Origin of the sequence: Aliivibrio sp. S10_S31 (genome assembly GCF_014694495.1) — a bacterium.
In the GTDB taxonomy this organism is placed as follows: Bacteria; Pseudomonadota; Gammaproteobacteria; order Enterobacterales; family Vibrionaceae; genus Aliivibrio; species Aliivibrio fischeri.
Genome location: NZ_JAAUWR010000022.1, coordinates 71,244 through 80,084, shown reverse-complemented (window position 1 = coordinate 80,084; position 8,841 = coordinate 71,244). Strand labels below are relative to the sequence as shown.

Sequence of the window (8,841 nt, the reverse complement as noted above, 5' to 3'; positions counted from 1 at the left end):
GATGACCACATCTTCTAACCACTGTTGTACTTCTTGTTCTATTTTTTGAATATTCATGCTGACTGGATTCATTTTATTATGATATTTGTTAGCAAGAGTATCAGATCTTCAGCTTCTTTCTATAATGATATTTTAGAGTGCCCACTACACAAATTGGAAATAAGGCGTACCAATTGAAGATTGATTAAATAACCCTTCTTCAAAATCGGTTGCGGAAATGGGTTTTGAATAGAGATAGCCTTGAATTAGGTCTATGCCTTCTTTAACAACAAATGCTTCTTGATTTTGATTCTCAACCCCTTCTACAACTACTTTTAGTTGCAGTTTCTTAGCTATGTTGATCATCGCGCACACAATATTTTGATCGTCTGCGTTTTTCTCAATATTTGCGATAAAGCTTTTATCGATTTTCAATGAACTGAATGGGTATTTTTTCAGGTATTGGAATGAAGCATAGCCAGTACCAAAATCATCTAACGCAATAGATATTCCCATATTATTTAGCTGACTTAATGTCGCGATGGCTAGTGGTTCATCTGAAATTAAGCCACTTTCTGTTACTTCCAGTTCAAGATTGCGAGCTGGCAATTGGTATAGATTAAGTAATTGTTTTATATGAGTAACAAAGTGGGGATCTTTTAGTTGGACAGCGGAAATATTCACTGCCATGACAAAGTTTGGTGAGTGTAGAATCCATTCTGAAGCTTGTTGGATAGCGTTACGAAGTGCAAAGTTCCCTAGTTCGTAAATAAGTCCATTTCGTTCTGCTAATTGGATTAATACATCATTCGCGATAGCGCCTAAGTGTGGGTGATTCCAACGTAATAGCGCTTCACAACCAATCCATTTTTTATTTACTGGGCATACTTTAGGTTGATAGTTTAAGAATAGATCGTGATTACGGACGGCTTCTAATAAATAACGTTCAATTTTGTGTTCAGATAATGACGATTGAGTAGGCAATGATACGTCAGCAATGGTAAAGGTTTTACCTAAATTTTGGCATTTCACAACCGTATCATAAGCAAATTGCAGCAAATCTGAGCGAGATATACCTTCTTTAGAATGTACGGCACCAACATAAGTTTGCAAATGAAGAGACTGCTCATTTGCAGTGTAGTTTGCTTGACCTATTTCTGATAAGTGTTGGCAAAGTTGCGGTAGCTTTTCTTTATCTGCCTGAATAATCAATAAAATATCCGATGAACCTAAGCGACCCGTAACCGAAGTATCAGTGATTTTTGTTAGCTTGGAGCGGTATTCTATTAATAAAGAATCAAACGCTTGATAACCGTACTCTTGTTGTATTTTACGGCTATTAGCAAAATGCACATGCAGAAGTACAAATTTAGTTTCGTTTTTTATTAGATTATCAACATGCTTATGAATAGCGATAGGGTTTAGAAAACCCGTATTAACATCATGATTTTTGTGATACTCAACTTTTTGCTCTGCTGCTCGTCGACAATCAATTTCATTGGATAACTTGATATTAATTTCATTCAGGTGCTGAGTTGTTCTTGCAACTTCTGCCTGCAGTTCTTTGTGGCGATAAAGAAGATCTGCATGCTGATACAAGGTGTTAAGTTGAGCTTCAATCGAATGCTGATAGGTTTTCATTAATTTTTGATAAGCAGGAGAAAAATGATTTTCTTTTTTATCTAGAATACACAGAGTACCAAAAGGGGTATTGTCAGGCCAATAAAGGGGTAACCCACAATATGCAATCATGTTTTGCTTTAGATCGGGGTTATTGTTCCATTCAGGATCAACTAGCGCATTGAAGACAGTAAGCTCCTGTCTTTCTTTTATTACGGTTTCACAATATAACCCTTGGTTGAGCTTTTCTGTCGCCCCTTTAATGTAAGGGTTTTCTGTGGAAGAACTTGATGAAAAAACTTTAATGTCATTATCATAAATACGCATAATTAATGCAGCAGGTACATTAATTACATTCGATAAAATATCGAGCATATTTTGCCAATCGTTTTGCATTTGTTCAGGAATGTCGATGGCAGACGTTAACGTTTTTTGCATATCAGGTATCCATTTCCTAATAGTTGATAGCTATTAGTTAGATAGTAGCAGTTTATTCTATTCATTATTTGTCTTAAATTTGATAACTGCAAAGCACGTCTATTTATAAATTAATTAGTTAGCGTGTATGACATCATAAAATTGCTATTTTTAATACACGTAAAATTTGTATGGTTAAAGGTGAATTGTATATAAAATTCAAATAGAAACCGTTATCTTTTTATTGTCCTCGAGCAAATATCATTACTTTAATTGTCATTAGAAGGATATAAATATCAGATTTAATCCATCCTGAGATTGAGGTTAACGATAGAGCGTAACTATGGTCAAATCCTACTTTTGAGCGAACATCTTCAATACACGTATCATAACCTTGGTTGATTTGAGCTAGCCCTGTAATGCCAGGAAGGACACCGTAGGTTCTTTCACTAAAATAAGGGATTTCACGCTCTAATTTATTATAAAAAGTTGGTCGTTCAGGTCGAGGCCCCACAAGAGACATATCCCCATTTATTACATTAAAAAATTGTGGTAATTCATCTAGGCGTGTTTTACGTAATATGCGACCAACAGTGGTAACTCTACTGTCGCCTTTTGTTGCAAGAGTAGCTCCAGTAGCCACTTCGGCATCTTGCACCATACTTCTAAACTTTATCATTTCAAAAACATCAATTTTATCTGGCATAGCCTTTCCAACTCGAAGCTGGCGGTAAAATACGGGACCTTTTGAATCTAACTTAATGGCTAAAGCAATAAATGGGAAAAGTGGTAATGTAAGCATTAAGCCAATGATGGATAAACAGACATCGAAAGCACGTTTGGCTTTAATGGTTGATTGGTTCATTGTGTAATATGAATCTATCATAATAAAGTCCTCTGTTATTTTTGAACTCGGGTCCATGGGACCGTTGGTTTTTTTAATAGGTAATTTAACCCACCGAGTAAGTTAGCAGTATGACCTGATATTAAATAGGCAAGGATCTGACAATATTTATTCGAAAATAATGCAGGTAAGAATAGACTAATAATACCTATGCAATACCCAATAGTTTGCCCAATAAATGCGATTAAAAATAAAGGGTTAGATAAAAGGTAAGCTGAGCCAATATAAGCAATGAGCATGAAATATGGCATCATTGCTCTTAACCCTTTGCCAGAGAAAAAGGTAAATGCCGTGCCTTTGTATTTAGGGTTAAATAAGGTAATTAGACGGAACAGCTGCTGTACATTCCCTGCTGAAATTCTTAATCTTCGAGAAAAATCTTCTTCTTGTACAACATGCTCAAGTTCTAGAGCTAGAATACTTGGGTCGTATACTGCTTGATAACCTTGCTTTACTATCATCATGGGTAAAATAAAGTCGTCATTAATTGTATCTGACTCTAATTGAATAAACAGTTCTGAACGAAATAGATAAAAAGCACCATGGGAGCCTAGGCTTGAACCCAATGTTGCTTCTTGTTGTTTAATATTAGTTTGATATTCCCAATATTTCTTTTCACCTTCAGAGGTAGGAGCTAATAAATGGTAGGTGGGATTGACAACACCAACATGTTTATTCTCGAAATGTTTAGCAGCAATGAGTAATGCATCATACGAAAGCAGGGCTGAAACATCACTCAGAGCAATGACATCACTTGACTGATATTGAGGAATAAGTTGGTTAAGTAAGGCCACTTTTCCTCGATTATGTTCAAAATCTAAAATTTCAAAGTGGGTATCTGCACATAACGCTTCTTGTATGGTGTTATAAGCGATCGTAACAGTATCATCAGTGCATCCATCACATGCGATGATAATTTTTAATTTGGAAGATGGGTAATCTAAACAAGATAAATTACGAATCTTTTCTGCAATCCATTGTGCCTCGTTATAAGCTGGGATAATCATGGTTATTAAAGGCAATGTACGATCTTTTTTTGATTCAGCAAAATTTCTACAGGTTGGTTCTATTCCCTTTACTGGATGACGAGAAGCAAACCAACGTAGCAGCATTGGGTAAAGTGCATGATGGTATATTACGATACCAATACTTAACGATGTAATGATGATAAGAAAAAGATTCATAGGTTTGCTCCTTCAAAATATAACTCTTCATAGGCACTAGCCATTGATTGGGCGTGGTTATTTTTTAAAATGAAATCTCGTGAAGAGAATTTTTTGGTTTTGTGTGTCATAGATTCAATGGCTTGAGCTAACGTTATAGCCGTATTGTTATTGACCAATATGCTGGATTTCGGGCACAGAGTTTCGCTTACACCGCCAACATCGTTTGCGATACAAGGGATGCCGCAAGCTTGAGCTTCTAGTGTGGATAATGGAAATCCTTCGTTATTGGAAGGAAGACAAAATAAATCTAACGTGTGATAGAAAGTTGGCATATGGTCGATATGCCCAAGAAAGTGGACTCTACTTTCTAAATGATATTGCTTAACCAGTTGCATTAAGTGCTCTTTTTGAGACCCTGAGCCTGCAAGCAGTAAATGATATTTTGAATTTAGAAATCGAAACGCTTCAATTAAGTTTAACTGTCCTTTAACTGGTTCTAATCGACCTGCATTACCAATCACAATGGCGTTGTCAGGCAGTGTTATATTCAGTTTACTTCTTGCTTTTTGTTTGTCGCCAATGCTGAATTTGTATGGGTTAATGCCATTTTTTATTGTGTAAATAGGGTAGCTATTAAAAATATTATTAAGCGCTTTTTTTACAAAGCTAGCGTCTGCAACTAATTTTGGATGAGATAAAGATAAGGCCAATCGTTGTAATCGACGGTGCTTGCTTACATTTAGATGCCAGGCATCATGTTCGGTATGCACATGGTTTATTTTTTTATTTAATTTAGCCGCAATGCCCGAATAAATTAAAGGACCGATGTGGTGAGAATGTACAACATCAGCATTGTATTCTTTAAATAAATTAAGTAATTGATTAATCGCTTTAAAAGAAAACCCTGCTGATTTATTTAGACAAATGATTTGCTCTTGATATCGTTGCAGTCTTGGCCAGTTTTCAATCGTTTCTTCATAGGTGCCATCTAAACTCACAATAACAATGCGATGCTCTTGGCTTGTGAACTCTAACATATCTAATACCATGCTTTCTAATCCACCTGGAGAAAGGTGTTGGACAACGTGAATAATGGTTTTCATATCGCACTCCTATTTGTGATTCTAATGTACAAATTGCAGAGATTGTGCCAATTAAAATTTCATTATTATTCAATGGGTTGATTGTTATTTTTTTCTTTTTCTCAAATTGAGAATGAATTTAGTAATTTGAAGTTTCACATTAATAAGAGAGTCATTTTTAATTTGCTTTAGATATGTTTGCCAGTAAGTTGTCCGCTACCGTTGGGTTTTCTTCAGTTAGATGAAAACATTTCACGGGCTGTGGCGGTATGCGACTAAGAACAGGTGCAGGGTTTAGAGCTTTAATCTCATCTTTTCTTCGGATACTGGTGTCACATAATTCAGCAATCACGGCCATACCTACACCTAATCCGATACCTCCTACAATACCTGCAATGGCATATAGAATGGTGGGTAAGTTTGAAGGTCCACTTGGTGTATAAGGCCGGTCAATAATTTTTACTCGTTTTTCTTGCTCAAAAACACCCAGTGAGCGAGTTAGTTTTGCCATTTCAAAACGTTCTACTAAGTCATTGTAAAGCTGGCGCTTAAGCGTTAAGTCTCGCTGTAATTGATAAAGCACTTTTTCGTTTTGTCCAAATGAAGATGCTTGTAGTTCAATATCCTTGATCATGCTTTCGAGAACTCGAGTTTCTTCTGTTAATGCATCAACTTTACTGGTTGCTTGTTGTAACTCTTCTAGTTGGGATAGAAGAATTGGTGGCGCTTTTGCTAAATCTTCAACGCTATTACTACTTGCGATGTCCCATAATTGTTCACTACTTAAGCCCGGTTGAGTTTGTGAAAGTAAGCGAGAACGTTCCTCTTCGAGACGGTTTAAGTTACGTAATTTACCTTGAACTTTGCTGTGTTGAGGGGTGTATTTGGCTTGCAATAAGGTTAACTCTCCGCGAATTCGGATGATTTGTTCTTCTATTTTCCCTATTACTGGATTGGTTTTTGAAAGTTGAAGATCGATTGAGCCTAAACGCTTTTTGGCACCAGCGAGCTCAGCTTGTCGCTCGTATAGACGTTGTTTTAATTTGGTTAATCTATCTAAACTGGTGAGTTGCATTTCAGGTAATACGGTATTTTCTTGGCTTTTGAACTCGGCCAGTTTTTCTTCCGCGATATCTAATTCTTGTCGACGAAATTCAATATTATCCGCAAGGAATTGACTTGAATCCTTCATCGATGAACGTTCAGGTGCTAAAAGTTGTTCAGTAAAGTGGCGACTTACTGCTTCTAATGTGTCTTTCATTCCCTCTGGGTTATTAGCGCGATAATCGATACGAATTAAATCTTTACCAGCCATGCTGACAGATAAGTTTGCGGATAATTGGTTTACTGCATGATCAATGGCTTGGGGAGACATCGATTCATGAATATAACCTCGTTCTTCTGCTACTAAACCTAATATATGTCGACTATGTAGAAGAGTTTGTAGAGCACTTAATCGCTCTTTTAACATGGTAGATACGGCTAAATCTTCCAAGAATGGGTTCATTTTAGCGGTTTCTTGAATCAACATACTGGTATGAGAGTCATAATGCTTTGGTGCTAACTTCGCAATGGTTAGCCCAATAAAAGGCATCAAGATGATTGGTAAAACAATCAAATAGCGGCGACGCCATGCTGATTCTAAAATAATAAAAATACGTTGGCTTAAGGTGATCATAATGCCTCCAACCACGCATCAAGCTGCTGGGCTTTTGCTTGCCACGTATGGTTTTTTGTTAATGCAGCTTGCTGAGTGTTTTTGTAATTCGATAGTGAATTGGGCTTGTTAGCATGAATATTGTTTAAATGAATTGTAAAATCTTGAACTGAATTTACAGTGTGAATTTCAGCAATATAAGGCGCTAACGCTGGAAATGAAGTGCTAATAATAGGCGTCCCTGTTGCTAAATATTCTAATAGTTTTAAAGGATTACAGGCTCTAATTTGTTCATTATCAACAAATGGGAGTAGGTTTGCTTGCCAGTGCTGACTATATCTTGGCAAGTGGTAGTGCATTTTGGGGCCAAGTAAGTGCAAATTAGGATGATTTTTAAATGGGTTATACGTTAATTCATTTTTTCCGATAAAAACGAAATGCCAAAGTGGGTTGTCTGCAATAACTTGATTTAGCAAGTCGTAATCAAGCCAGTCGGATAGGCTGCCATAAAAACCAGCAATAGGGCGCCCATCATTAGGCAGATCTTTTGCTCTTGGTACTGGTTGATTAAATAATGTGAAATCAACACCATGGGTTAATAATTGGGTTTTTCCTTTAGGAAATTTTACTAGTAACTTTTTACTGGCGGCTAGGATAAGATCTGCTTTATCAATGAGTTTTTGTTCATGCTGTATTACTGTGCTGTGGTCAACACCAGCTAATGCACCAAAATCATCACCACAATAATAAACCACGCTTTTTTCACCTAGTTCACCACACACATCAGCAACCGTAGGTAATGATGTCCATAAGATAGGTTGGTTTAGTTTTTCTTTTTGCAAAATAGGCTTAAGTTGATTGATGATAAGCTTTTTTGCAACCCAACGAGCAAGTGTTCCTTTTGGCGCAGGGATGGTTTTGATATTTACCGTTGTAAACGGAGCCTCGTTTTCATTATGGGCTTGAATTGCATTTTTTTGTGTCAGCTTTCTCCACACTCGTTTTATATCATGAATTGAGAAGCGAGGCTGGCGTAAACCAATAGAGTTAACCCAAACTACTTTTCGAGTAAGCGATAGTTGTTTTATTAAGTGTTGGGTACTTGAGGGAAGTCCTCCCCAATCTTCTCCAAATACAATCAAATCAGGCTTCATAGCGAATTTCCTCTTTGATTGTATTTGAGGCATTAACATCTAATTTTTTGATTACTTTTGCAGGATTTCCGGCGGCAAGAACAAAAGGTGGAAGGCTTTTGGTTACGACACTACCAGATGCAACAATGGCCCCTTCACCAACGGTAACGTTACCGATAATACTCACTCGAGAGCCAAGCCATACGTCTTGCTCTAAGATAATATCGCCCACTTGACTATCTAGTTCGGGTTTCCCTAAAGCTCGCTCAGTTGGATCAATGGGATGCCCTGGATATCCACATAAAAAACCTTGTCCTGCAATTCGCACATTGTCACCAATAATGACTTTGTTGCCTACAGCAATAGTAGTTTGCCAACAAATATCGACATTGTTTCCCACTTCTAAGGTTGGATTATCTGAATTCGTTCGCCCACTAAAGGTCGTTTGCCCTGAAATGCGGCAGTCATTACCAATACGCATCGTTAAAGGACCACTAAAGAAAGGTAAGCCACCGTAAAGCAGTGTGCGTTTCCCATAACTTTCTAAACGACCTTTGAAAGCTGGAACATAGAAGATGAGGTGAGTAAATGCTTGCCATTGAGTACATAGAGTCTTGTGCAACCCATAAAGCACCTTGTTAAGCAGGCGAGGAGTTGGCAACTCAAAATGTCGGATGGATTTCGCTATACGAAATAGTGTCAGAGCTAGCGGACTCTCTCCTTCTTTTAGCCACTGTTTAAAACGATAAATTGATAATGTGTTCATATTGGCATTCCTTTTTTGATTCCTCTTTATGTAGATCAATCATGGAATGTGCCAATATTTTTTTAATTATATTTCAATTGGATATGTTATTTTGATTAGGGTTATTCTAAATTTCTC

7 protein-coding genes are annotated in these 8,841 nt (G+C 37.0%); all 7 read right to left on the bottom strand.

All coding sequences use genetic code 11. The features are described 5' to 3' along the window. Nucleotides 1-144: 144 nt before the first annotated feature. Nucleotides 145-2,037, bottom strand: a complete 1,893-nt coding sequence (locus tag HC728_RS16845) for a GGDEF and EAL domain-containing protein (protein WP_155682817.1) — start codon at nt 2,035-2,037, stop codon at nt 145-147. 220 nt (nt 2,038-2,257) lie between these two features. Further along, nucleotides 2,258-2,902: a sugar transferase gene (locus tag HC728_RS16840; RefSeq protein ID WP_005423702.1), complete on the bottom strand. Its 645-nt coding sequence runs from the start codon at nt 2,900-2,902 to the stop codon at nt 2,258-2,260. Nucleotides 2,903-2,916: 14 nt separating this feature from the next. Further along, a complete protein-coding gene (locus HC728_RS16835; protein WP_065604662.1) occupies nt 2,917-4,104 on the bottom strand; it encodes a glycosyltransferase family 2 protein in 1,188 nt (395 codons plus the stop codon). After that, the gene (locus HC728_RS16830; RefSeq protein ID WP_017018983.1) at nt 4,101-5,189 is read right to left on the bottom strand and encodes a glycosyltransferase; all 1,089 of its coding nucleotides are present in this window, start codon (nt 5,187-5,189) and stop codon (nt 4,101-4,103) included. Before HC728_RS16830 ends, HC728_RS16835 begins: the two co-directional genes overlap by 4 nt. Before the next feature lie 157 nt (nt 5,190-5,346). Further along, nucleotides 5,347-6,846 carry a chain-length determining protein gene (locus HC728_RS16825; RefSeq protein WP_017018984.1) on the bottom strand — a complete coding sequence of 500 codons (1,500 nt, stop codon included), beginning with the start codon at nt 6,844-6,846 and terminating at the stop codon, nt 5,347-5,349. Then, nucleotides 6,843-7,979, bottom strand: a complete 1,137-nt coding sequence (locus HC728_RS16820) for a glycosyltransferase family 1 protein (protein ID WP_190395789.1) — start codon at nt 7,977-7,979, stop codon at nt 6,843-6,845. Before HC728_RS16820 ends, HC728_RS16825 begins: the two co-directional genes overlap by 4 nt. Continuing rightward, nucleotides 7,969-8,724, bottom strand: coding sequence for an acyltransferase (locus HC728_RS16815; RefSeq protein ID WP_065621519.1), 756 nt, complete (start codon nt 8,722-8,724; stop codon nt 7,969-7,971). The genes HC728_RS16820 and HC728_RS16815 overlap by 11 nt, the downstream gene beginning before the upstream one ends. Nucleotides 8,725-8,841 lie beyond the last annotated feature (117 nt).

Excerpts from the sequence above, each read along its gene's own strand:
- HC728_RS16830 (WP_017018983.1), bottom strand. The coding sequence starts at position 5,189 with ATGAAAACCATTATTCACGTTGTCCAACACCTTTCTCCAGGTGGATTA.
- HC728_RS16840 (WP_005423702.1), bottom strand. The coding sequence starts at position 2,902 with ATGATAGATTCATATTACACAATGAACCAATCAACCATTAAAGCCAAA.
- HC728_RS16815 (WP_065621519.1), bottom strand. The coding sequence starts at position 8,724 with ATGAACACATTATCAATTTATCGTTTTAAACAGTGGCTAAAAGAAGGA.
- HC728_RS16825 (WP_017018984.1), bottom strand. The coding sequence starts at position 6,846 with ATGATCACCTTAAGCCAACGTATTTTTATTATTTTAGAATCAGCATGG.
- HC728_RS16845 (WP_155682817.1), bottom strand. The coding sequence starts at position 2,037 with ATGCAAAAAACGTTAACGTCTGCCATCGACATTCCTGAACAAATGCAA.
- HC728_RS16835 (WP_065604662.1), bottom strand. The coding sequence starts at position 4,104 with ATGAATCTTTTTCTTATCATCATTACATCGTTAAGTATTGGTATCGTA.
- HC728_RS16820 (WP_190395789.1), bottom strand. The coding sequence starts at position 7,979 with ATGAAGCCTGATTTGATTGTATTTGGAGAAGATTGGGGAGGACTTCCC.